We start from the raw sequence: 20,171 nt of genomic DNA, 5'->3' as shown, positions 1-20,171 counted from the left end.
ATGGCTGACATCCTGCTCATCGAGGACGACGGGGCGATCCGGACCGCGCTCAGCCGCGGGCTGCGCGACCTGGGCCACGCCGTCTCCTCCTCCCCCACCGCGTTCGAGGGCCTGCGGCTCGCCGTCGATGACCGGCCCGACCTGGTGGTCCTCGACCTCGGGCTGCCCGACCTCGACGGCGTGGAGCTGCTGCGCATGCTGCGCGCGGTGAGCCGGGTGCCGGTCATCGTGGCGACCGCCCGCGACGGCGACGCCGAGATGGTGCCGGTGCTCGACGCGGGCGCCGACGACTATGTGGTCAAGCCGTTCAGCGCGGCGCAGCTCGACGCGCGGGTCAGGGCCGTGCTGCGGCGCGCCGGCGAGCCCGCGCCCGCCGCGCTGCGCGTCGGCGGTCTCAGCGTGGACCCGCGGGGGCGCACCGCCACACTCGACGGCGCGCCGCTGGACCTGACGCCGCGCGAGTTCGACGTGCTGCACCACCTCGCCGCCCGGGCGGGCGAGGTGGTGACCAAGCGGCAGCTCCTGACGGAGGTGTGGCAGCTCCCGTACGGCGGCGCCGACAAGACCGTGGACGTCCACCTGTCGTGGCTGCGCAGGAAGCTCGGCGAGACCGCCTCCGAGCCCCGCTACCTGCACACGGTGCGCGGGGTCGGGGTGAAGCTGGTCGGTCCGTCGTGAGGCGCTGGCTCGCGCTGCTGGTGGCGGCCACCACGTCGGTGGTGCTCATCGCACTGCTGGTGCCGATGGCGCTGCTCATCCGCGCCGTGGCCGAGAACGGCGCGATGAGCCGCGCCACGGGCGCGGCGGCCTCGGTCGGCGTCGCGGCCGGCACCGACGACCTGCCGCTGGCGGTGGAGCGCGTGGAGCTGCCGGTCACGGTCTTCCTGCCGGGCGGGCGCACCCTAGGCGCCCCCGCCCCGCGCTCCGAGGCGGTACGGCTGGCGGCGACGGGCCGCAGCGTGACGGCCGAGGCGCCGGGCGGCAGGGAGGTGCTGGCCGCGGCCCAGTCGCCGCAGGGCACGGTCGTGACCCGGGTGTTCGTGAGCGAGGACGAGCTGACGCGCGGGGTGCGTGAGGCGTGGGGCGCGCTGGCGGGCCTCGGGCTGGCGCTGGTGGTGCTCGGCATCCTGCTGGCCGACCGGCTCGCGCTCGCGGTGACGCGGCCGGTCGACGGGCTGGCCCGGGTCTCGCACCGGCTGGCGGGCGGCGACCTGGAGGCGCGGGCCGAGCCCGGCGGGCCGCCGGAGGTACGGTCGGTGGCGCTCGCGCTCAACCACCTGGCCGGGCGGATCGGCGACCTGCTCACGGCCGAGCGCGAGTCGGTGGCGGACCTGTCACACCGGCTGCGCACACCGCTGACTGCGCTGCGGCTGGACGCCGAGTCGCTGCGCGACCCCGAGGAGGCGGCCCGGCTGGGGGCACGCGTGGACGCGCTGGAGCGGGCGGTGAGCGCGATCATCACCGGGGCGCACCGCCGCTCAGCCGGGCGGGAGACGTGCGACGCGGCGGCGGTGGTGCGCGAGCGGGTGCGGTTCTGGTCGGTGCTGGCCGAGGACCAGGGGCGTGAGGTCGAGGTCTCCGTGCCCGGGACGGCCCTGCCGGTGGCGGTGGGCGCGCAGGACCTGGCGGCGTGCGTGGACGCGCTGCTGGGCAACGTCTTCGCCCACACGCCCGATGGCGCGGCGCTGTCCGTGCGGCTCGGGCCGCGCCCGGAGGGGGTCGTGCTGGTGGTGGCCGACCACGGGCCGGGGTTCGAACCGGCGCTGCTCAGGCGGGGCGACAGCGGAGGCGGCTCGACCGGGCTCGGGCTCGACATCGCCCGCCGTACGGCGGAGTCGTCGGGCGGCTCCCTCGGGGTCTCGCGCGGCCCGGATGGCGGCGCGGTGGTCGAGGTGGTCCTCGGCACCGGTTGAGGCCGGCGCCGTCGAGCGGCGAGCGGCGAGCGGGCCCTGGCGGGCGTCCCGGGGCGCGACCGTGGCCCTGGCGGGCGGGCCGGCGAGCGCGGCTGGCGTCATCGGGTGCTCGCGCGGTACACCGAGGAGATGACGCCGTACCTCGTCGGGCCGGACGGGCTCCGGGTGGAGCCCGTCGAGCTGCGCGTGGACACGGTCCACTGGCTGTTCGCGCGCATGATCGAGCCCGCGGCCCGGCCGGGGGAGGTGTGGTACCGGGTCACCCGGCACGGCCACGCCCTCGGCACCGGCTACTACCAGCTCGACCAGCTCCAGGAGATCGTGGACCTGGCCGAGCTGCACGCCCCGGCGGACGCCGGGGAGGAAACGGCCTGAGAGCTCGCCCGGGACCCGACCGCGTACGGCGCCAACCAGTACATAACCGTGGCTTAGCGCCGGCTTACCGCCCGCCGCGCTTACCTGAGGACATGCAGCTCACGAAGAGATTCATGATCGTTGGTACCGGGGTCGTCCTGTCGCTCGCGGGCGGGAGCTACGCGCTGGCGGCGGCCGCCACCTCCGAGGACGGGCCCCGGGACCGGGCCGTCTCCGTCGCGGCCCCCTCCGCGCCCAAGGTGCCCGCCGAGCAGGCGCTCAAGATCGCGGCCAAGGAGGTGCCGGGCGGCTGGGTCGAGGAGGTGTCGCTCGACCGGGACGACGACGGCAAGGACGTCTGGGAAGTCGACGTGGTCAAGGGCGACACGCGCAGCGACCTGGACATCGACGCCACCACCGGCAAGGTCCTGTCCAACAAGGCCGACGACGGCCACCGGGACGACAACGACGGCCGGGACGACCGGCACGGCCGGAACGACGACCACGACGACCACGACAACTGACGGACGCTCCCGCTCCGGCACCGGAGCCCCGCCACGTGACACGATCGCCCTCCGGCCGACCGGCCGGAGGGCGTCCCTGCCGGGGACCCTCAGCAGGACGACAGGATGCCCTGCATGGCGTCCTTCTCGCCCGAGGTCACCCACACGCCGTACTTCGCCTTCACGTCGATCTGACGGGCGATGTAGGCGCACCGGTACGCCTTGCGCGGGGGCAGCCAGGTGGCGGCGTCGGAGTCGCTCTTCTGGTTGTTCAGCGGGCCGTCGACCGCGAGCAGGTTGAGCGGGTCGTTGGCGAACTCCTTGCGCTTGGCGGCCGTCCACTGCTGGGCGCCCTTCTGCCAGGCGTCGGAGAGCGGCACCAGGTGGTCGATCTGCACCGCCGTGCTGGTGTCCTGGCCGCGCTTGAAGGTGATGGTCTTCCCGCTGTACGGGTCGTCCAGGACGCCGCTGAGCACGATGCAGTCGTGCGTTCCGGCCTTGAACTTCTCCTCGCGCAGGTCCCGCTTCAGGATGTCGTTGCGGGTGTCGCAGCCGTTGTGGTCGACGTCCGACCACGCGGGGCCGAACTTCTCCCGCTCGAACCCGGTCCGCGGGGCCCGCCCCTTGACCTCCAGCTTGCCGAGCTTCTTCCGCGCCTCGCCGACGTCCGCCTTGTCGGACTTCGAGGACGTGGACGACGAGGTGTCCGCCCCCGTCCGGGCCGATAACCCACCACACCCGGCAAGTGCCACCACTGCGGCCATTCCGGCCAAACCCGCCCGCACCCGCACGTGCCCACCCCAGACTTCAGAAATGTGTAAAGCCTAGGTATAGCAATTACCCCCAATTGCCCAAGTATCCCGCCATGGCGTCAAGGAGCCGTTCCGCCAGATGTGCGGCGTACGAGGCGCGGACCGGCACGTCCGCCCCGTGCCCGTCGGCCGTGCGGGCGGGCGCGGGCCGCTCCCACCCGGACGGCTGCAGGAAGAACCCCGAGCTCGCGCCGGCGGGAGAGGCAGGGGGCGGTTCGCCATGGCCGGGGCGAATCCATACCCTGGACAGGGTGGAGGACGTCGTAGACCTCGACGAAGTTCCGCCGGCCGCGCTCTTCGCCGAAGACCGGGGCGAGCTGGACCTTCTCGAAGCGATCGAGCTCACACTCGTGCGGGTCGACACCGGGACGACCCGTCGCGAGCGGCTCCGCCACGGCCTCGGCCACGCCTGCCGAACGCGTCACCCGCACCGCCTCCGCCACCCAGGACCCGTCCGGGCCCGGAGCCTCGGCCGCCGGCCGGAAGCCGTCGGGGGCTGCCACGAACCCCGCGCCCCGGTCGGCCGCGCGCCGTGCCCGCGCCTCAGCGCCCGCCACCGCCGCCGGCTCGTCGCCCGGCACGTGGGGACCGCTCAGGACCCGGCCCGCGCCGAGCGACGGCCACAGCCGCGCGGACCGCGCCGGGTCGACCAGCTCGGCCTGGACCCCTCACGCCTCGGCCCGGCGACTGGTGGCCACGTCAAGTCCGCCGACCCGGTCGAAGCGGGGCCGCCCGCCGAGGGTCAGCCCGCCGTACTCGCGGACCGTGTACGCGGCGAACTCCGTCATGGCCTTCGACGGGTCGATCCGGAAGACCGGGCCGGGGGCGTGGGAGCCCCCGGTGGCGTGGAGCGGGCCCTGCTCGACGACGGTGACGTCGGCCCGGCCGCGTTCGGTGACCTCGTCGGCCAGGGCACAGCCGACGATGCCGGCTCCGTGGATCACCGGACGCGGCCGGCCCACCATGCGTCCTCTGGGTTCTTATTACGCAGCAAGCGCCGGATCAGCCGGCGACGATGGCTCGCCGAACAAAGGCAGCCGGCCGCTGCGGGCCGTCAGGAGCGGCCGTAGGAGTCCTCGAGTCGCTCGATGTCGTCCTCGTCGAAGTGGCCGAACGCGATCTCCAGAATGCGCGTGGCCGGGCCGGACGAGCTCAGCCGGTGGGTCTGGCCACGCCGGATCAGGATGCGCTCGCCCACCTCGGGCTCCAGGCGCTTGCCGTCGACCTCGAACACGCTGCCCGGGTCGAGCGCCACCCACAGCTCGTCGCGGTGCTCGTGCCGCTGGAGGCTGAGCCGCTCCCCGGGCAGGACTTCGATGATCTTCACGGTGGACGGCTCGTTGAGCGTGAACCGCTCGAAGCCGCCCCACGGGCGCTCGTCCCGGATGACCGCGGCCAGCCTGTCGATGTCCTGCATCGTCCCCTCCACGTCTGTCGCGCGGGCAGTGCCCCCCGCGCGAGGTCTCACGGCATCGGAGAGGGCCCGGGGCGCGTCGCGGGCCGTTCTCCGATCCGGAGCGCAAGTTACCAGGTGATCCATTCGCACGCCCCGGCGGATCACCCTCACCGGACCACCCGACCCCGCGACCACGACCCGGGCGCCCATACGCGGGCGCCCGTGACCGCGTGACCCCGGCTAGAGGCCGTACTCCTTCACGATGCGCTCGTGCCGCTCCACCTCGACGTCGACCTCGCGCGCCAGGTCGAGCCAGGCCAGCGGGTGCGACCAGCGCTCGGTGGCGTCGTCGAGCAGGGCGTCGACCTCGACCGCCGACACACCGGGCGGGACCGCCACCCAGCCGAAGACACCGGGCAGCGGCTCGCCGCTGGTGGGGTGGGTGATCGTGTAGTTGTCGTCGCTGTAGACCCACATCGGCCAGCCACGCTCGGCCATGACCTCGGTGAACTCCGCCCAGTCCTCCTCGCTCGGCGCGGCGCCGTCGAAGAAGTAGCTGGTGTAGCCGCCGGGCCGCAGGATGCGCACCGCCGCGAACGGGGGCACGAAGTTCTGCGCCTCCTGGGGGTCGTCCGGGACCGGCTCCAGCAGCTGCGGGTCGAACACCACGAGGTCGCCCGCGTTGTAGTCCATGCCGCGCGGCTGCGGCAGGGCGAGCCGGGCGGTGGCCGGGCCGGTGCGGATGGACAGCACCTGGCGCTGGCCGCCGTCGGGCGCGGGGAGGATGACCCGGATGAGGCCCATCTCCTCCTCGATCGGCCCCGTGGTCGTCTTGATCGGCATGCCGATCTTGGCCGCGCCCTTGCGGACGGTGTCCCAGTCCTCGGCGGAGGTGGCCATGACGACCATGCGCCAGGTGTCCTCCTCGGTGAGCTCGTCGAGGATGGCGAGCAGCGCCTGGGCGCCCTTGGCGTTGTCGTCGAGCTGCTGGGCGGCGGCGGCGACGATCCGGCGGCCCTCGATGCCCGAGCCGGCCGCGACGGCGTGCTCGGCGGCCTCCAGCGCCTCCGGCCAGCGCTCGCGGGCCATGTGCAGGCGGGCCAGCGTGAGCTGCTGCTGGTCGTGCGGGAGCATCGCGGCCATCTGCTCCAGCCGCTCGTCCTGGCGGGCCTCGACGAGCAGCGTGGTCAGGTAGGCGATGTCGTCGGCGTTGGCGGTCGCGACGTCGCCCTCGTCGACGAGCAGCTTCCAGTAGATGTCGGCGCCCGTGGCGGGGTAGCCGAGGTAGCCGAGCGTGGTGGCGTGCCGGCGGGTGGTCTCGAGGTCCTGGCCGGACAGCGGCGAGAGCCAGCCGGCCCAGCGCTCGGGGTCGGCGTTGTGGCCGTCGGCGGCGTCGAAGTAGGCGACGCGCTCGGCGACCGGGCCCGGCGCGGGCGGCTCGGGGGTCGCGTCGGCGGCGGCGCGCAGGGCCGCGATCCGCTCGGCCAGGCCGGTGCTGTCGCGCAGCTCGACCGTGCCGGACTCGGCGAGGCCGGCCAGCAGCCGGGCCTGCCACACGCCCTGCCGGGCGATGGCCAGGTCGCCGGCGATCAGGGCCAGCTCGACGCGGGAGCGGTAGCCGCCCATCATGCCGAAGTAGTCGATCCACTGGCGGATCACCCGGCCGAGCTGCCAGGTGTTGGTGATCTGGGAGGAGCCGGCCAGCAGGCTGACGGCGCGGGTCCACTCGACCCAGTCGCCCGGGTGCTCGCCCACCACGTCGAGGTCGGGCAGCGCGTCGACGGCCTCGGCGACGCGACCCAGCGTGGCCAGGATGAGCGCGCGGCGCACACCGTCACGGTGGGGCTTGGCCACCGGGTCGTCGGCCTGGAAGTCGGCGGCGGCCTGGAGCGCGTTCAGCGCGTCCTCGCCGCGGCCGGCGGCGAGCAGCGCGCGGGCGCTCTCCGCGCCCAGCTCCCAGGTCGCCTGGCGGCCGGCGGCGCTCAGCCGCTCGACGGCGGCCTCGGCGTAGGAGACGGCCTCGCCCGCCCGGCCCGCGTCGGTGAGGGCCGAGACGTACTGCGTGACCCGCCCGGTGTAGACCGGGCCGGCCGGGTCGGCGGCCTCGATGGCCGCGCCGAGCTTCTCCAGGCGCTGCGGCGCGTAGCCGGGGCCGTCGGCGTTGGCCCAGGCGAGCGCGAGCGCCTCGACGGCCGCCGGGGCCGCCGGACAGTCGCGGACGTCTTCGCGCTCGGCGAACGCGAGAAGCTGCTCGGCGTCGCCGACCGCGACCGCGCCCTGGGCGCGGTCGCCCACGCGGCCGATCAGGTGCCAGTAGCGGGCGTAGAACTCCAGCCAGGGCAACTCCAGGGTCTCCGCCTGCTGCGCGATGGCCGGAGCCATGACGTCGAGCTGCGGGTACCGGCCCTCGTAGGCCTGTGCGGGGAGGTCTCCCAGCGCCATGGCGAGGCCCACGTTGCCCGCCTCAGAAAGCTGCTGCTGGGTATCGCCGACCCAGGCCCAGATGTCCACGTCCATGGCAAGCCAGTCTGCCAGGTCAACGAGCCTGCCCAAAACGCAGAAGCTCGATGAGCTCGTCCGATTCGTCACTGTTCAGCACGGAAAAAACCGGTGCCAGGAGATCGTCCGTCGTATCCTCCACGGCCGCTCGGCGCGCGACGAGCTCCGGCCCCGGCTGCGGATACGGCTCCGGCCACTGGAAGAACGCGGCCATCGCCTCACCGGTCACCTGGCCGAACGGCGATCCGTCGTGCCGGGCGGCGAGCATCGCGTCGAGGGGGTCCATGCCCGCCGCGATCACCGCGTTGGCGTGCAGGCCGCCGCGCAGTTCGCGGACGACGTGCATGAGGTGCGCCGCCCGCGCGGGCGGATCGTCGGGCAGGGGTACGGCCCGCCATCCGGCGAACAGCGGCGCCCCGGGCGCGGGGGCGTGCTCGACGACCCGTTCGAGCAGCTCGGCGATCCGGCCGCAGCCGTCGTGGTCGCCGAGCCGGCGCCGCCCCCAGGCGTGGCACGCCCCGGCGTAGAGCGCGACGGCCTCGCCGACGGGCAGCCGGCGCCCGCCGTTCCAGCTCTCCTCGACGTGGGCGCGCGGGAAGAACACGGCGACCGAGGCGACGACGTCGGCAGCGCACTCGCCGAGCACCCCGCAGCGGCCCCGGAAGTACAGCTCGCGGGCGCCCAGGCCGAGCTTCTCGCACAGCGCCTTGGCCTCGCGCGAGACCATGAAGCCGCCGCCGTACTGACCGATGGGTCCCTTCACCAGCCGCGCGGTGGTACGTGGATCCGCCATGGTCCACCCCTCTCGGTTCGAAAAGTGAACCGAGCATCCCTCAGGAGAACATCATTCTGCAAGCATCAGCTCCCCCGCCGCGACGATGACCGCCGGGCCCGCCAGGTAGCTCGTCTCGACGCCCAGCGTGACGGTCAGCGTGCCGCCCGGCACCTCGACGGTCCAGGTGCCGGTGATGTCGCCGCTCAGCGCCGCCGCCGCCACGGCCGTCGCGACCGCGCCGGTGCCGCACGAGCGGGTCTCGGCCGAGCCGCGCTCGTACACGCGCATGACCGCGCGCGCCGGGCCCACCGGGTTGAACAGCTCGATGTTGACGCCGCCGGGGAAGATCGACGTGTCGAAGGCCGGCGGGTGGCTGAGGTCGAGCTGGACCACCGGCTCGCCGGTGGCGCAGGCCAGGTGCGGGTTGCCCATGTCGATGTGCAGGCCCTCGAACTCCTGGCCCGCCACGGTGGCGACGCTGCGGCCGTGCACGACGGGCAGGCCCATGTCGACCGTCACGTCCCCGGAGACGTCGAGGGTCACCCTCCGGACCCCGCCCCTGGTCGCGACGGCGAACTCGCCCGGCTCGGCCAGGCCGGCGTCGACGAGGTAGCGGGCGAAGACGCGCGTGCCGTTGCCGCACATCTCGGCCGCGTGGCCGTCGGCGTTGCGGTAGTCCATGAACCACTCGGCCTCGCCCGCCAGGTCGGACACCTCCGGGCTGAGCTTGGTCCGGACCACGCGGAGCACGCCGTCGGCGCCGATGCCGGCGCGCCTGTCGCAGATGGTCGCCACGAGCGAGGCCGGCAGCTCCAGCTCGCCGTCGTGATCGGGCAGGATGACGAAGTCGTTCTCGGTGCCGTGCCCCTTGAGAAAGCGCATTGAGCAATTTTATGCCCAGCCCGGGGACCAGCTGTTCAGCGGGAGGCCCGGCGGCGCGGCGGGACCCGCGCGCCCCTGGCTTCCGCCGACGGTTCGCCGCCCGGTCAGGGCGTGCCTCCGGCCGGCCGGTCGTAGACGCCGACGGCCCACCTGCCCGGCCGCTCGCCGACCAGGGCGGACAGCCGTTCGCGCACGCCGGGGCGCATCAGCGCCCGGGCCTGGGCCGACTCGTCGTCACAGCCCTTCGACCCGGACTTGGGGGCCAGCCGGCAGTCGGTGAGAGCCTTCGCCGCCTCCCGCACCGGAGCGTCAGCCGGGAAGACCCAGACCTGCAGGGACTGCGGACCCTTCAGCCAGCCGGAGGGCGCCGAGAGCTCGTCGTGGTGCCCGCCCCCTCTTCCCGTGCACCGCCCGGCCGTACCGCCCGTCTCACCGCCCTTGAGCGGAAGCACCGTGACCACCCAGGCCCGGGGATCGTCGCAGACGACCTGGACCCCGGTGGAGAAGCTGGTCGGAGTGAAGGTCACCGTCCGGCCGACGCCCGTCGTCGCGAACCGCTCGGAGTGGAGGAGGGGGAGGTCGTACTTCTCGGCCCCCAGCACCACGTGGAACTCCCCGGGCAGCTCCGGGCCCGTCTTGACCTGGGCCATGTCCACCGGACGCTGCGCGACCGCCGCATGCTGCGCCCGGGGTGGCCCCGCCACCAGGCCGTTCACCAGTCCCGCGGCGGTGACGGCCAGCGCCGTCGCCGTCAGGGCCGTCGCCGCCCGCCGGGTACGCCGCATGCGGCGGCCCCGCCGTACGATCGCGTCGAGTTGGGGGGACGGCTCGCCGCCGGTCCGGTGCCGGGCGTGCTCGGCCAGGAAGTCGCGCAGGTCGCTCTCGGTGTGCCTCATCGCTGGGCCCTCTCCAGGTTCATGGTCTGAATGTCCGGATCGACGCGGAGACGGGTGAGGGCGCGGCTCAGCTGGCTCTTCACCGCTCCGGGTGAGCAGCCGACGATGTCGGCGACCTGGGTGAGCGTCCGTCCCTCGAAGTAGTGCAGGACGATCACCGCGCGCTGGCGTGGGGAGAGGGTGCCGATCGCGCTCCACAGCGCCGTCCGGTCGTCCACCTCGGCGGCCCGGTCACGGGCGTCGGCCGTCTCGGGGAAGCTCTCGGCCGGGACCTCGCGACGCCAGCGCCGGCGCCACCACGAGGCGTGGGTGTTCACGATGATGCGATAGACGTACGGATCGGGGTTGCCCTCGATCCGCCGCCAGGCGACCCACGCCTTCGCCAGTGCCGTCTGCACCAGGTCCTCGGCCGTGCCCCAGTCCCGGGCGAGGAGGTAGGCCATACGGCACAGCCGTAAGTGCCGCTGTGCCACGTATGCGGCGAACTCTTCGTCCATCCACCTTCTCCGTATCGTCGTCTCCGGCGATGACTACCGCCTGGGAGGCGCGTTCGGATGACAGGTGTCCCGGACGAGATTCCGTGGGTGCGGGCTCTCAGGCCGTGGCGCCGCCGGCGATGAGCGACAGGGAGCGGTCGAGCAGGTCGGGTGCGTCGTACGGCAGCCAGCGGACCCGCGGGTCACGGCGGAACCACGACTCCTGCCGGCGGGCGAAGCGCCTGGTGGCCCGGACCGTCTCGGCGAACGCCTGCTCCTCCGTCCACTCCCCCTCCAGGAAGCGCAGCACCTGGGCGTACCCGAGGGCGCGGCTCGCCGTGCGGCCCCGCGCGAGCCCCCGGTCGAGCAGGCCCCGCACCTCCTCCACCAGGCCGGCCGCCCACATGCGCTCCACCCGCAGGGCGATCCGCTCGTCCAGCTCGGGCCTCGGCACCTCCAGCCCGATCTGCACGCAGGGGTAGACCCCCTCGTAGGACGGCATGGTCGCCGAGAACGGCCGGCCGGAGTGCTCGATCACCTCCAGCGCGCGCACGATGCGACGGCCGTTGCTGGGCAGGATCGCCGCGGCGGCGACCGGGTCCTCGCGCGTCAGCCGCTCGTACAGCGGCGCGGGACCCGTCTCGGCCAGCTCCGCCTCCAGGCGGGCCCTGATCGCCGGGTCGGTGCCGGGGAACTCCAGGTCGTCGACGGCCGCCCGCACGTAGAGGCCGCTGCCGCCGACCAGCACAGGCACCGCCAGCGCGTCGAGCAGCGCCCTGGCCAGCTTCTGGTACTCGGCGACACTCGCCGTGACCGTGACGTCCCAGATGTCCAGCAGATGGTGGGGGACGCCGCGCCACTCCTCCGGGGTCAGCTTGGCCGTGCCGATGTCCATGCCGCGGTAGAGCTGCATGGAGTCGGCGTTGACGCATTCGCCCCCCAACCGCAGGGCGATGTCCACGGCGAGGTCGGACTTCCCGGCGGCCGTAGGACCGACGACGGCGATGACTGGCTGCTGGCGCACACCGATAAGTGTGTCAACTGTCGGGGTATGGGATGACCGACGGCCCCCGGCACCGTCCGGGGGATCACTGATCGGGGGATCAGATGTCCATCATCGAGAAGATCAAGGACATGTTCGGGGCGCACGGCAAGCACCACCAGGTACCCCAGCAGGGCGATCCGATGGAGGGCCTGCGCGACCGCCCGGCCGACGCGACGGGCGGCACCACGAGCGGCCCCACCGGCGGCACCACGGGCGGCCCCAGGGGCACCACCGCGGGCCCCGGCCAGGACCTGGGCGACGAGGACGGCCCCGCCGAGGGCACCGAGGGCTGACCCTCGGCCCCGGGACGGCCGAGCCGGCGGAGCGGGCTAGAGGTCCAGCAGCATCGGCTGCAGGTAGCCCTCGTGGGTCAGCAGCCGGCGCTTCGTCTCCACGCCCTCGCCGCCGCTGAACCCGCCCAGCCCGTTGCCCGCGATCACGCGGTGGCAGGGCACCACGATCGGGATCGGGTTGGAGCCCATGATGGAGCCGATCCCGCGGGCCAGCACGGCCGAACCGCTGCGCGCGGCCAGCTCCCCGTACGTCACCGCCGTGCCGTAGGGCACCCGGTGGAGCGCCTGGAGCACCACCCGCCGCGCGCCCGAGGTCAGCCGCCAGTCGATCGGGGTCTCGAAGACCCGGAGCTCTCCGGCGAAATAAGCGTTCAGCTCGGAGACCACCAAGGCCGTACGATCCGGGTCATGAACCTCAGCCAGGCCGGGCCCCAGGCGCTCGTGCGCCGCCATGGCCCTGCCCCAACCGAGGGCGACGAGCCCCTCCTCGGTGACGGCGGGCACCAGCGTCCCCACCGGGGTCGACACCTCGGCGAACGCCACTGTGGTCATCATGTCCTCGCGTGAGCTCGTGGTGCTCGGCACCTCCAGCGCCGTGCCTACCCGCCACCGTAACCACAATGGGTACTTTCTGCGATGGGACGGTCAGGGCTACCTGTTCGACCCGGGCGAGGGCACGCAGCGGCAGATGGCGTACGCCGGGCTGAGCGCGAGCGACGTGCACTGGCTGTGCCTGACCCACTTCCACGGCGACCACTGCCTCGGTGTGCCCGGCGTCATCCAGCGCATCGCCCGCGACAAGGTGCGCCACCCGGTACGGGCCCTGTTCCCGGCCTCCGGACGTGCCTACTGGCAGCGACTGCGGCACGCCGCCGCCTTCGCCGACACCGACGTCATCGCCGAGCACCCCCTCGACGGCGACCACGCCGTCCTGGGGCAGCTCACCGCCCGCCGCCTGTCGCACCCCGTCGAGTCCTACGGCTACCGCCTCCAGGAGCCCACCGGCCGGCGCATGCTGCCCGACCGGCTGGCCGCCCACGGCATCCGCGGGGCGGAGATCGGCGAGCTGCAGCGCACCGGGTCGGTCCGCGGCGTCACCCTCGACGAGTGCAGCGTCGTCCGGCCGGGCCAGAGCTTCGCCTTCATCATGGACACCCGCCTGTGCGACGCCGTCTTCGAGCTGGCCGACCGCACCGACCTGCTCGTCGTCGAGTCCACGTTCCTGTCGGCCGAGGAGCCGCTCGCGCGGGAGTACGGCCACCTCACCGCCGAGCAGGCCGGGCTCGTCGCCGCCCGCGCGGGCGCCCGCTGCCTGGTCCTCACCCACTTCTCGGAGCGGTACGGCTTCGCCGACGAGCCGGTCTTCCTCGCCGAGGCGCGCCGCCACTACGACGGCGACGTCGTCCTCGCCCGTGACCTGACGACCGTCCCCGTCCCCCGCCGCCCCCGCCACCTGACGGTCCGGTGACGGCGGGCGCTCACCGGTGCGCCGGTCAGCCGCCCTGCGACCAGGCGGCCACGGGGAGCGAGAGGTAGACGCCGAAGTCGTCCAGCCCGGTCGCGGCGGCGATGCCCTCGTGCAGCAGGTCCACGCGTTCCTGACGGTTCGCGGCCCTGCTCTCGAACCACTTCGACCGCACCTCGATCACGACGTCCAGGCCGCCGCGGTCCAGCGGGCCGTACGGCCGGAACCTCAGGTCCACGTCCCCGGGCCGCAGGTCTCCGTCATAGGGCTCCTCGGGGCACTCCACGGCCTTCGACACCAGGTGCGGCAGCGCCGACGCCAGCTGACGCAGCGTGGATTCGGCGACGTGCGGGGCGTAGGTGATCGCGACGAGCGGCATCGCATCAACCTAGCGCTGCGCGCGCGAGCGCGGCGCCGCGACCAGGGCCAGGCCCGGGGCAGCCGTGGTCAGGTCCAGGTGGCCACGAAGTAGCCGACGCCGTAGGGGGCCGCATCGGCCAGCAGCCGCCCCTTGAGCCCTCCGGAGCCTTTCCGGCCCGCCGCGCCCGCGAGGACCTGGAGGGCGGCGCGCCCCGCCACCCACAGCTCCGCGGCCTCCCCCGGGTCGAGCCGGGCGAGCGCCGCCGCGTCGGCGTCGGCCACCGCCCGGACGACGAGGTCGTTGTACGGCTGGGCGGCCGGGTCGTGGTAGCCCGGCGACTTCGGGGTCAGCCGGGCGGAGCCGTCGGCCATGACCAGCAGCGCCACCCTGCCCTCCCGCGCCAGCGCCTCCCCCAGCGTCAGGCAGCCGGCCGGCTCCGCGTCGAACGCCACGGCCTCGAACCCGTCCGCCCGCCGCTCGCCCAGCAGCCGGCGGCCGATGGTCAGCGACAGCGGCAGCACCGGCTCGCCCTCGCCCACGGTGACGTCCACGCCCCAGGGCCGGAGAGTGCCCGCCGACCGGCTGCCGTACGAACAGGCCGACTCGGCTCCGCCCACCACGACGAGCCGGTCGGGGGCGGCGGCGTCGAGCTCGGCGAGCGCCTCCCGGCACGCCGCGCGCAGGCCGTCCAGCTCGTGGGCGGCCGCGCCGGCCAGCTCGGGGACGATCAAGGGCGGATGCGGGCAGACCGCCGCGGCGACAAGCACACGCCCAGCGTATGCCCACCCGTACGCCCCCATGGGCACGGGACAGAGCGCAGGGGGCGGTCACGCGTACGGGTCGCGGCCCTCGGCGATGGCCTGGATGAGGCGCTTCGTGCAGGCGTGCGCCGCCCCGTGCAGCCCGTGGCCGAAGCTGACCCGGGCCACGCCCAGCTCCGCGAGCCGGGACAGAGGTGGGGTGCCCGGCCGGAACAGGACGTTGACCGGCGCACCGACCTCCGCGACCAGGCGCTCGATCTCCTTCTCGTCGTTCGCCCCGATCGGGTAGACGCAGTCGGCGCCCGCGTCGAGGTAGCGCCGCGCGCGCCGCACGGCCTCCTGACGGGTGCCGTCGCCGGCGAGGTACGTGTCCACCCGCGCGTTGATCACCAGTCGCGGCCCGGCGGCGGCCCGCACCCCGGCCAGGAACTCCGCCTGCCGGCCCGGATCGACCAGCTCGCCGGTACGCGGGTCGGAGTCCTCCAGGTTGCAGCCCACGGCCCCGGCGGCCAGCAGCCGCTCCACCAGCTCGGCCGGCGGCAGGCCGTAGCCGCGCTCGACGTCGGCGGTGACCGGGACCGGGACGGCCCTGGCGATGCGGCCGATCGCGGCCATCATCTCGGCGGCGGGCGTCCCCTCGCCGTCCTCGTACCCGAGGACCGGCGCGACTGCGGCGCTGCCCGTGGCCACCACGGGGAACCCGGCCTCGACCACGGCCCGCGCCGAGGCCGCGTCCCAGGCGTTCGGCAGGACCAGCGGGTCGCCCGGCACATGCAGGCTCCGCAGCAGGGTCGCGGCCTCCACCGGGGCAGGCGGCCGGTCGTCGCCGACGGCCTCTTCGTCGCTCGTCATAGGGCCGACCCTAGGGCGGCGGCGGACCGGGTCACAGGTCCACTGGGAGCGCGAAGGGCCGAGCCAGTTCGGGGAGGGGAAGCGTCAGCAGCCGCTCGTGGCGCACTGGCCCGCGACCTGACCGGCCGGGCCGTCCGCGGCGCCGTCGGAGGGGTCGGCCGGCTGGTTCTGCACCGGCTTGGCCGGCGAGTCCGTGGGCTTCTTCACCGAACCCGTGGCCGTCTTGCTGTCCTTGCTGTCCTTGCTGTCCTTGCCGGCCGCGCCCGTGTCCGTCGTACCGGAGTCGGCGCCGGGGTCCGCGGCCGATTCGGTGCCGGTGGTGGCGGTGCCCGAGTCCTCGTCCGCGGCCGTGCCCCCGTCGCCGGGGTCGTCCGTGACCGCGTCGCCCATGGAGGCTTCCTCGTCGCCCGCCAGGCCGGCGTCGGCCTCCGGGGAGCCCTTCTGGGCGGGCCCGCTCTGCTGCGTGGCCGCTGAGCCGCCGCCCGCGAGGGCGAACCCGACGCCGCCCGCCCCGAGCACCGCCACGAGTGCGGACGCGGCGATGAGGATGGTCTTGCGGCTCTTACGGGTGGAACGAGCAGACCTGGGCGGTCTGGGGTCGTCGCCCGGTCCTGCGAGGATCTCCTGGCGATCCGGCTCGTTCGGATCTTGCATGGTGCCACAACTCCCTGCGGTCGTATCGGGAAAGCTCGCCGGCTTCCGCGGGTGATGGACCACACTAGCGGCATCAGTGGAATGCTCGCGCACCATTCACAGCATCAATCACAAAGGAATCACGACTTGTCCCGCCTTGAGTGCATTCGCGCAGGTAGTCAGGACCGGATGGCGCCGGCGGCGAGTGTGGCCGGAGTGCTCATGATCGCCGGAATGGGGGTCCTGCTGGCATTCATCGGCACGCCACGGCCCGCCCAGAAAAGCGCATCGTCAAATGATCAGAAAAGCCGGCTTACCGCTGTCTCCAGCATTCCGGCGCCTCCCCGGGCCCGCGCGCCGAGGCCCGGCGGCTGGCCGACGGACTGGGCGAACGGCTGGGCGAACGGCCGGCCGGGACAGGCGCCCGGCCCCACCCCGGCGCTCGCCCGGGCCCCGGGCCCTCTGGACCCGGACAGCTGGCTCGAACCCGTCCGTCCGCCGGCCCGCCGACACCGGGACCGCGCACCGCAGCCGCAGCCGCCCGTGCTGGGGCTCCCCCCGGTGATGTCCCCCTGGGTCACGCCGGCGCAGTCCCCCCGGCAGCCCGCTCCCGGCTCCCGCCCGGGGACCGCCTTCCCCGAGGCCCTGGACAGCCGTCAGGAGACCGCCCCATCCGGGCCGGTGCCGTCCCCGTCTCCGCAGACGGACGACTCGCAAGGCGAGACCTCGACGCCCGCCGCGCGGGTGGCCGCGTCGCCCGCTCCGCCCGCGCCCCCACACCCCCGTACGCTTCCCGCGCCCGCTGCCGAGCCGGACGTCCCGGCCGGACCCGCCGAGCGCCGCCGGCAGGAGCCGGAAACGGCGAGCGCCGTCACCGGCGACCCGCTTCCCGCGCCGGACCCGTGCGCCACCTTCCCCGACTTCCGCCGGGACTACTGCTACCGCCTCCTCGGCGGCCGGTGACCCGGCTCAGGCCGGGCAGCCCCCCACGGAGGCGGCCGGCGCGACGGCCGGGCGCCCGATGGACGGCATGCCCAGCATGACGCCCTTGGCGGCCTCGGCCGCGGCGCCCTGGCGTGCCTCCCAGGCGTCGCCGGCCCGGGTGCGGCGCAGGCCGAGGACCGCGCCGTCGGCCACCAGGTGGTGCGGCGCGGCGTAGGTGACCTCGACCGTCACCATGTCGCCCGGCCGCGGCGTCTCCTCGCCGGCCGCGAAGTGGACCAGCCGGTTGTCGGGAGCGCGGCCGGACAGCCGCCGGGTGGCGTCGTCCTTGCGGCCCTCGCCCTCGGCGACCAGCACCACCAGCGTCCGGCCGACCTGCTTCTTGTTCTCCTCCCAGGAGATCTCCTCCTGCAGCGCGACGAGCCGCTCGTAGCGCTCCTGGACGACCTCCTTCGGGATCTGGTCGTCCATGGTCGCCGCCGGGGTGCCGGGGCGGATGGAGTACTGGAAGGTGAAGGCGTTGGCGAAGCGGCTCTGCCGTACGACGTCGAGGGTGGCCTGGAAGTCCTCCTCCGTCTCGCCGGGGAAGCCGACGATGATGTCGGTGGAGATGGCCGCGTCCGGCATGGCGGCGCGGACCCGCTCGATGATGCCGAGGTAGCGCTCGGCGCGGTAGGAGCGGCGCATCGCCTTCAGGACCCGGTCGGAGCCGGACTGGAGCGGCATGTGGAGCTGGTGCATGACGTTGGGCGTCTCGGCCATGGCGGCGATGACGTCGTCGGTGAACGCGGCCGGGTGCGGGGAGGTGAAGCGGACCCGCTCCAGCCCGTCGATCGTGCCGCAGGCCCGCAGCAGCTTGCCGAACGCCAGCCGGTCGCCGAACTCGACGCCGTAGGTGTTGACGTTCTGGCCGAGCAGCGTGACCTCCAGCACCCCCTGCCCGACCAGGGTCTCGACCTCCGCGAGGACGTCGCCGGGGCGCCGGTCCTTCTCCTTGCCGCGCAGCGACGGCACGATGCAGAACGTGCACGTGTTGTTGCAGCCGACGGAGATGGCCACCCAGGCGGCGTAGGCCGACTCGCGCTTGGTGGGCAGCGTCGAGGGGAAGACCTCCAGCGACTCCTTCAGCTCCACCTGCGCCTCGCCGGCGACGCGGGCGCGCTCCAGCAGCACCGGCAGCGAGCCGATGTTGTGGGTGCCGAACACCACGTCCACCCAGGGCGCCTTGCGGACGATCTCGCCCTGGTCCTTCTGCGCCAGGCAGCCGCCCACGGCGATCTGCATGCGCGGGTTGGCGACCTTGGCGGGGCGGAGATGGCCGAGGTTGCCGTACAGGCGGTTGTCGGCGTTCTCGCGGACGGCGCACGTGTTGAACACGACCACGTCGGCGCTGTCGCCGTCGGCCGCGCGCACGTAGCCCGCGTCTTCCAGCAGGCCCGAGAGCCGCTCGGAGTCGTGCACGTTCATCTGGCACCCGTACGTGCGGACCTCGTACGTGCGGGGGCTCTCGTGGGTCACAGTCATGGCGGGTTCTAGGGTAGTCGTTGTGGGGCCACCAGAGACCGAACGGGGCCAAAAGTCCAGCTCGACGGCATGATGTGATCGGATCGGTACCACCTGGTTAGTGCGCAGCGTCCTAACGCACCCTAGGTTTTGACCCATGACGGAGAACGGGGACGTCACTCCACTGGTCAAGTTGGAGAACGTCGACAAGCACTTCGGGACGTTGCACGTCCTGAGGGACATCAACCTGACCGTCTCCCGTGGCGAGGTCCTCGTGGTGATCGGCCCGTCGGGTAGCGGTAAGTCAACGCTCTGCCGGGCGATGAACCGGCTGGAGACGATAGACAGCGGACAGATCATCTTCGACGGTCACCCCCTGCCGGCCGAGGGCAAGGCGCTGGCCCGCCTTCGCTCCGAGGTCGGCATGGTGTTCCAGTCGTTCAATCTCTTCGCGCACAAGACCATCCGCGAGAACGTCACCCTGGGGCCGCTCAAGGTCCGCAAGGTGGCCAAGGACGTGGCGGACAAGCGCGCGATGGAGCTGCTGGAGCGCGTCGGGATCGCGGCCCAGGCGGACAAGTACCCCGCGCAGCTGTCCGGCGGGCAGCAGCAACGGGTGGCGATCGCCAGGGCGCTGGCGATGGACCCGAAGATGATCCTGTTCGACGAGCCGACCTCCGCTCTGGACCCGGAGATGGTCCAGGAGGTGCTCGACGTCATGGTCGGGCTGGCACGTGACGGGATGACGATGGTGGTCGTCACGCATGAGATGGGGTTCGCCCGCAAGGCCGCCAACCGGGTGGTGTTCATGGCCGACGGGCAGATCGTGGAGGAGAACACCCCGGACGAGTTCTTCACCAACGCGCAGACCGACCGCGCGCGTGACTTCCTGTCGAAGATTCTCACGCACTGACTATTGAGGTGGGTACACATGCACATGCGTCGAACCGGAGCGGTGCTCTCGCTTGCAGCCATGGTGGGCGGTCTGGCCGCCTGCGGAGGCGGTGACAAGACCTACGCCAGCCTTGCGGACAAGGTCAAGGACGGTGGGACTGTCGTCGTCGGCACCAAGTGGGACCAGCCGAGCCTGGGTCTGAAGAAGGGCGCCGAGCCCGAGGGCTTCGACGTCGACGTGGCCAAGGCCGTGCTGAACAAGATGGCCGGCGGCAAGGATGTCAAGGTCACGTGGAAGGAGTCGGCGTCGTCCAACCGCGAGCCGTTCCTGGCCAACGGCACCGTTGACATCGTCTTCGCCACGTACTCCATCACGGAGGAGCGCAAGAAGAAGGTCACCTTCGGCGGGCCGTACGTCATCGCCCACCAGGACGTGATGGTGCGCAAGGACGACACCTCGATCAACACGCCCCAGGACCTCAAGGGCAAGAAGATCTGCAAGGCCGCGGGCTCCAACTCCTACAAGCGGATCACCGACCCGCCGCCGGACGGCCAGCTCGACCTCGACGCGACGACGGTCGACGCCGCCAGCTACTCCGAGTGCGTGCAGAAGCTGGGCGGCAACAACCTCGACGCGCTCACCACCGACGACCTGATCCTGGCGGGCTTCGCCAAGCAGGCGGGCGGCAACTTCAAGGTGCTGGGCCAGGGCTTCACGGACGAGAAGTACGGCATCGGCCTGAAGAAGGGCGACACCAAGACCTGCGAGGCCGTCAACACCGCGGTGAAGGCGCTGTGGGACGACGGGACCATGAAGCAGCTGCTGCAGAAGTGGTTCGGCGGCATCCAGGGTCTGAAGCTGTCCGAGACCGCGCCGCCGGCCGAGGGCTGCTCCTAGTAACACGTCCGAGGCGGC

At 73.3% G+C, this 20,171-nt stretch carries 25 protein-coding genes; 9 read left to right on the top strand and 16 right to left on the bottom strand.

Going from position 1 to position 20,171, the window contains the following annotated elements:
• From ACIBG4_RS23860 to ACIBG4_RS23845, 4 genes are all read left to right on the top strand, one after another.
• Positions 1 to 678 (top strand): response regulator transcription factor, encoded by a 678-nt coding sequence (locus ACIBG4_RS23860; protein ID WP_397203655.1) that lies wholly within the window; start codon positions 1 to 3, stop codon positions 676 to 678.
• Positions 675 to 1,913 carry a sensor histidine kinase gene (locus tag ACIBG4_RS23855; protein ID WP_397203654.1) on the top strand — a complete coding sequence of 413 codons (1,239 nt, stop codon included), beginning with the start codon at positions 675 to 677 and terminating at the stop codon, positions 1,911 to 1,913. The genes ACIBG4_RS23860 and ACIBG4_RS23855 overlap by 4 nt, the downstream gene beginning before the upstream one ends.
• A gap of 105 nt (positions 1,914 to 2,018) precedes the next feature.
• Positions 2,019 to 2,288, top strand: a complete 270-nt coding sequence (locus ACIBG4_RS23850) for a hypothetical protein (RefSeq protein ID WP_397203653.1) — start codon at positions 2,019 to 2,021, stop codon at positions 2,286 to 2,288.
• 113 nt (positions 2,289 to 2,401) lie between these two features.
• Complete coding sequence (locus ACIBG4_RS23845; RefSeq protein WP_397203652.1) at positions 2,402 to 2,791, top strand: PepSY domain-containing protein; 390 nt, start codon at positions 2,402 to 2,404, stop codon at positions 2,789 to 2,791.
• Positions 2,792 to 2,880: 89 nt separating this feature from the next.
• Here ACIBG4_RS23845 and ACIBG4_RS23840 read toward each other — a convergent pair whose 3' ends face one another.
• The 10 genes from ACIBG4_RS23840 to miaA form a co-directional block, all read right to left on the bottom strand.
• Positions 2,881 to 3,534, bottom strand: coding sequence for an HNH endonuclease family protein (locus tag ACIBG4_RS23840; protein ID WP_310710427.1), 654 nt, complete (start codon positions 3,532 to 3,534; stop codon positions 2,881 to 2,883).
• Between the two features lie 107 nt (positions 3,535 to 3,641).
• The gene (locus ACIBG4_RS23835) at positions 3,642 to 3,977 is read right to left on the bottom strand and encodes a hypothetical protein (protein WP_397203720.1); all 336 of its coding nucleotides are present in this window, start codon (positions 3,975 to 3,977) and stop codon (positions 3,642 to 3,644) included.
• 273 nt (positions 3,978 to 4,250) lie between these two features.
• Positions 4,251 to 4,547 carry an FAD-dependent oxidoreductase gene (locus ACIBG4_RS23830; protein ID WP_397203651.1) on the bottom strand — a complete coding sequence of 99 codons (297 nt, stop codon included), beginning with the start codon at positions 4,545 to 4,547 and terminating at the stop codon, positions 4,251 to 4,253.
• Positions 4,548 to 4,636: 89 nt separating this feature from the next.
• Positions 4,637 to 4,999, bottom strand: coding sequence for a phosphomannose isomerase type II C-terminal cupin domain (locus ACIBG4_RS23825; protein ID WP_310710431.1), 363 nt, complete (start codon positions 4,997 to 4,999; stop codon positions 4,637 to 4,639).
• Between the two features lie 219 nt (positions 5,000 to 5,218).
• Positions 5,219 to 7,495, bottom strand: a complete 2,277-nt coding sequence (locus ACIBG4_RS23820; protein ID WP_397203650.1) for a tetratricopeptide repeat protein — start codon at positions 7,493 to 7,495, stop codon at positions 5,219 to 5,221.
• Positions 7,496 to 7,514: 19 nt separating this feature from the next.
• The gene (locus ACIBG4_RS23815; RefSeq protein WP_397203649.1) at positions 7,515 to 8,270 is read right to left on the bottom strand and encodes a hypothetical protein; all 756 of its coding nucleotides are present in this window, start codon (positions 8,268 to 8,270) and stop codon (positions 7,515 to 7,517) included.
• A 51-nt stretch (positions 8,271 to 8,321) separates the two neighbouring features.
• Complete coding sequence (gene dapF / locus ACIBG4_RS23810) at positions 8,322 to 9,134, bottom strand: diaminopimelate epimerase (protein ID WP_397203648.1); 813 nt, start codon at positions 9,132 to 9,134, stop codon at positions 8,322 to 8,324.
• A gap of 104 nt (positions 9,135 to 9,238) precedes the next feature.
• Complete coding sequence (locus ACIBG4_RS23805; RefSeq protein ID WP_397203647.1) at positions 9,239 to 10,030, bottom strand: hypothetical protein; 792 nt, start codon at positions 10,028 to 10,030, stop codon at positions 9,239 to 9,241.
• The gene (locus tag ACIBG4_RS23800; RefSeq protein ID WP_397203646.1) at positions 10,027 to 10,527 is read right to left on the bottom strand and encodes a SigE family RNA polymerase sigma factor; all 501 of its coding nucleotides are present in this window, start codon (positions 10,525 to 10,527) and stop codon (positions 10,027 to 10,029) included. The genes ACIBG4_RS23805 and ACIBG4_RS23800 overlap by 4 nt, the downstream gene beginning before the upstream one ends.
• Positions 10,528 to 10,624: 97 nt before the next feature.
• Positions 10,625 to 11,530, bottom strand: coding sequence for a tRNA (adenosine(37)-N6)-dimethylallyltransferase MiaA (gene miaA / locus ACIBG4_RS23795; RefSeq protein WP_397203645.1), 906 nt, complete (start codon positions 11,528 to 11,530; stop codon positions 10,625 to 10,627).
• A gap of 83 nt (positions 11,531 to 11,613) precedes the next feature.
• Between miaA and ACIBG4_RS23790 the strand changes: the two genes are divergently transcribed.
• Positions 11,614 to 11,844, top strand: coding sequence for a hypothetical protein (locus ACIBG4_RS23790; protein WP_310710439.1), 231 nt, complete (start codon positions 11,614 to 11,616; stop codon positions 11,842 to 11,844).
• 36 nt (positions 11,845 to 11,880) lie between these two features.
• On the opposite strand, the gene ACIBG4_RS23785 is transcribed toward ACIBG4_RS23790, so the two are convergent.
• Positions 11,881 to 12,399: a methylated-DNA--[protein]-cysteine S-methyltransferase gene (locus ACIBG4_RS23785; protein WP_397203643.1), complete on the bottom strand. Its 519-nt coding sequence runs from the start codon at positions 12,397 to 12,399 to the stop codon at positions 11,881 to 11,883.
• Here ACIBG4_RS23785 and ACIBG4_RS23780 point away from each other — a divergent pair.
• A complete protein-coding gene (locus ACIBG4_RS23780; protein ID WP_397203642.1) occupies positions 12,398 to 13,312 on the top strand; it encodes a ribonuclease Z in 915 nt (304 codons plus the stop codon). The two genes, ACIBG4_RS23785 and ACIBG4_RS23780, sit on opposite strands and share 2 nt — an antisense overlap.
• A 25-nt stretch (positions 13,313 to 13,337) precedes the next feature.
• Here the strand turns inward: ACIBG4_RS23780 and ACIBG4_RS23775 are convergent, their stop codons facing one another.
• The 4 genes from ACIBG4_RS23775 to ACIBG4_RS23760 all read right to left on the bottom strand — a co-directional run bounded on the left by ACIBG4_RS23775 (position 13,338) and on the right by ACIBG4_RS23760 (position 15,937).
• Positions 13,338 to 13,688, bottom strand: a complete 351-nt coding sequence (locus ACIBG4_RS23775) for a hypothetical protein (protein WP_397203641.1) — start codon at positions 13,686 to 13,688, stop codon at positions 13,338 to 13,340.
• Between the two features lie 68 nt (positions 13,689 to 13,756).
• Positions 13,757 to 14,437: a hypothetical protein gene (locus tag ACIBG4_RS23770; protein ID WP_397203639.1), complete on the bottom strand. Its 681-nt coding sequence runs from the start codon at positions 14,435 to 14,437 to the stop codon at positions 13,757 to 13,759.
• Positions 14,438 to 14,497: 60 nt separating this feature from the next.
• A complete protein-coding gene (locus ACIBG4_RS23765; RefSeq protein WP_397203638.1) occupies positions 14,498 to 15,283 on the bottom strand; it encodes an isocitrate lyase/phosphoenolpyruvate mutase family protein in 786 nt (261 codons plus the stop codon).
• A gap of 84 nt (positions 15,284 to 15,367) precedes the next feature.
• Positions 15,368 to 15,937 carry a hypothetical protein gene (locus ACIBG4_RS23760; protein ID WP_397203637.1) on the bottom strand — a complete coding sequence of 190 codons (570 nt, stop codon included), beginning with the start codon at positions 15,935 to 15,937 and terminating at the stop codon, positions 15,368 to 15,370.
• Between the two features lie 540 nt (positions 15,938 to 16,477).
• Between ACIBG4_RS23760 and ACIBG4_RS23755 the strand changes: the two genes are divergently transcribed.
• Positions 16,478 to 16,879 carry a hypothetical protein gene (locus ACIBG4_RS23755; RefSeq protein ID WP_397203636.1) on the top strand — a complete coding sequence of 134 codons (402 nt, stop codon included), beginning with the start codon at positions 16,478 to 16,480 and terminating at the stop codon, positions 16,877 to 16,879.
• A gap of 6 nt (positions 16,880 to 16,885) precedes the next feature.
• Here ACIBG4_RS23755 and miaB read toward each other — a convergent pair whose 3' ends face one another.
• Positions 16,886 to 18,382: a tRNA (N6-isopentenyl adenosine(37)-C2)-methylthiotransferase MiaB gene (gene miaB / locus ACIBG4_RS23750; protein ID WP_397203635.1), complete on the bottom strand. Its 1,497-nt coding sequence runs from the start codon at positions 18,380 to 18,382 to the stop codon at positions 16,886 to 16,888.
• A gap of 136 nt (positions 18,383 to 18,518) precedes the next feature.
• On the opposite strand from miaB, the gene ACIBG4_RS23745 reads away from it, so the two are divergent.
• Together ACIBG4_RS23745 and ACIBG4_RS23740 are read left to right on the top strand one after the other, a co-directional pair.
• Positions 18,519 to 19,274, top strand: coding sequence for an amino acid ABC transporter ATP-binding protein (locus ACIBG4_RS23745; RefSeq protein ID WP_397203634.1), 756 nt, complete (start codon positions 18,519 to 18,521; stop codon positions 19,272 to 19,274).
• An 18-nt stretch (positions 19,275 to 19,292) separates the two neighbouring features.
• A complete protein-coding gene (locus ACIBG4_RS23740) occupies positions 19,293 to 20,153 on the top strand; it encodes a glutamate ABC transporter substrate-binding protein (protein ID WP_397203633.1) in 861 nt (286 codons plus the stop codon).
• Positions 20,154 to 20,171: the final 18 nt, after the last annotated feature.

This window comes from Nonomuraea sp. NPDC050383 (genome assembly GCF_044459125.1).
In the GTDB taxonomy this organism is placed as follows: Bacteria; Actinomycetota; Actinomycetes; order Streptosporangiales; family Streptosporangiaceae; genus Nonomuraea.
This window is presented reverse-complemented; position numbering and strand designations above follow the sequence as displayed.